The organism is uncultured Ligilactobacillus sp., from assembly GCF_948826705.1.
In the GTDB taxonomy this organism is placed as follows: Bacteria; Bacillota; Bacilli; order Lactobacillales; family Lactobacillaceae; genus Ligilactobacillus.
The window spans coordinates 1-1,749 of sequence record NZ_CAQLEL010000146.1 but is presented as its reverse complement, the minus strand read 5'-3'; the positions used below and the strand labels follow the sequence as shown (position 1 = coordinate 1,749).

The following is a 1,749-nucleotide window of genomic DNA, read 5'->3' as shown; positions in this document are numbered from 1 at the left end:
TTGGATAATTACATCAAAAGTACGTTAGACGCCTTAAACGGCATTTTATGGACAGATGACGCACGCATAGTTGATCTACATGCACACAAGTATTACTCCGATGATCCGCATATCGAGATCACGGTGACAGAGTTGTAAGACGTGGCGGGTGGGAAGTACGAAGCAAACGAAACTACTAATTTACCTCCTTTTGTTTACAGTGAAAACTTTCTTTAAAACTTAATTGCAAAGCTTCGGACTAGGGTTTTACAGGTCGGCGGTGGCTGAATAAGTACCGTCGATCATTGCCAACGATCTTGCGAGTGGATCGGATGGCAAACAAAATATAACAACGACTAACTCATTGCTCAATTAAGCTCGCATAGGAGGATAGCTAATTGATTTAGATACTCACAACATCGCAGGTCAAGCGATCCTACTAGAACATAATTACAGCCCCGCAAAGGACGCCAGAACGGTTCGAGCCCGTTCACGGGGCATTTGCTCAGGCAATAAATAAAAAATAAGGAGACAAGAGAATATGAACAAATTCGAGCAGATAGCGAGCAAGCTGATAAGTATGCAAGAACATGAACTAGCTAAAGAGCTAGAGCGGCAGCATAAGCTAGGTTGGCATGATGGACAAGAAGCATTAGCAGTTGAAATGTTGAGCAGAATGGTAGGTGGTCACAAATGAACCAACTTAAACTTGTACAAACTTTCGGCGGAGCGGTGACCTATCTAAAAAATGAGTATAACGATTTTGATATCTCAGCGCACAGACGAGATATCCAACAACGGATCAAAGATGATCCAAATGACATTATTACAAGAACCGCATGGGAAACGTTTTTAAAGGGAACACAGAAACATTATAAAGGCTCAAGACTACCACGTAAGCCACGAATAGTATATATATGGCAAGCGATAGACGTTGAAACAGGCGAAAAATATGAAACGATCAGCGCATTTAAACTAGCACAAAAATTAGGTGTGTCTGAAAGCGTGATCGTTAATAATCGAAGAGATAACAGAATGGTGCAAAAGCGCTACAAGATCATACGAAAAAAAGCGCAGTGATCACTCACCACGCTCTCCCAATAAAATTCAACAACTAATTATAACATAAGGGAGAGCGGTCTAATGGAACTTGATCTAAAAAAGGCACAAGAATTTCAACTACAATTTGACAGAATGGAAGTCGATACGATCGAGACTGCTGCAAAAGTGCGCAAGTTCTTCAAGCAAGATTATCCAAAATTGATCAGATGGGCTGGTGTGAGTGGTAGCTACATAAAATCACCAGTGATGTCAGACGAACCGCGATCGCCTTCCTTTGGAAACCGAGCAGAAGAAAAAATGGACAAGCGTATCTATGCACAACAGACGTTAGCAAGCGTTGGTAAGGCTATCAATGTGATCAGTGACGAAAGCAGACGGATCTTGATCGGAGTGTATGCAGACAATAAAGACGCATGGAGTATGTGCGAAATGCTCGGGTGCGAGCGATCGCGTTATCAGCAAAAGAAACGTAAGGCAGAAAATGAGTTTGCAGATGCGTTTGAGACGTGTTGTTTGTGGTGGAAAGATCTACATGTTTATAAAAAACTTTGATGTACAATGATAACGGAGGTGCTGATATGAGATTAGATATACGAAAATGGGGTAATTCAAAAGCTATCCGTTTGCCAAAGAAATTGCTAAAGGAGTGGGATCGTGAACCGGTGGCATTTGATGCCGAAGTAAAAGTCCAGTGGTTGATATTGACTC

4 protein-coding genes are annotated in these 1,749 nt (G+C 41.7%); all 4 read left to right on the top strand.

Features of this window, described 5'->3' with window-relative positions; genetic code table 11:
• Positions 1-138, top strand: coding sequence for a RusA family crossover junction endodeoxyribonuclease (locus tag Q9Q35_RS11005; RefSeq protein ID WP_304653404.1), 138 nt, complete (start codon positions 1-3; stop codon positions 136-138).
• A gap of 382 nt (positions 139-520) precedes the next feature.
• Positions 521-676, top strand: a complete 156-nt coding sequence (locus Q9Q35_RS11000) for a hypothetical protein (RefSeq protein WP_221677975.1) — start codon at positions 521-523, stop codon at positions 674-676.
• The gene (locus Q9Q35_RS10995) at positions 673-1,059 is read left to right on the top strand and encodes a hypothetical protein (RefSeq protein WP_304653403.1); all 387 of its coding nucleotides are present in this window, start codon (positions 673-675) and stop codon (positions 1,057-1,059) included. The genes Q9Q35_RS11000 and Q9Q35_RS10995 overlap by 4 nt, the downstream gene beginning before the upstream one ends.
• A gap of 63 nt (positions 1,060-1,122) precedes the next feature.
• Positions 1,123-1,593 carry an ArpU family phage packaging/lysis transcriptional regulator gene (locus Q9Q35_RS10990; protein ID WP_221677977.1) on the top strand — a complete coding sequence of 157 codons (471 nt, stop codon included), beginning with the start codon at positions 1,123-1,125 and terminating at the stop codon, positions 1,591-1,593.
• Positions 1,594-1,749: the final 156 nt, after the last annotated feature.

Excerpts from the sequence above, each read along its gene's own strand:
- Q9Q35_RS11000 (WP_221677975.1), top strand. The coding sequence starts at position 521 with ATGAACAAATTCGAGCAGATAGCGAGCAAGCTGATAAGTATGCAAGAA.
- Q9Q35_RS10995 (WP_304653403.1), top strand. The coding sequence starts at position 673 with ATGAACCAACTTAAACTTGTACAAACTTTCGGCGGAGCGGTGACCTAT.
- Q9Q35_RS10990 (WP_221677977.1), top strand. The coding sequence starts at position 1,123 with ATGGAACTTGATCTAAAAAAGGCACAAGAATTTCAACTACAATTTGAC.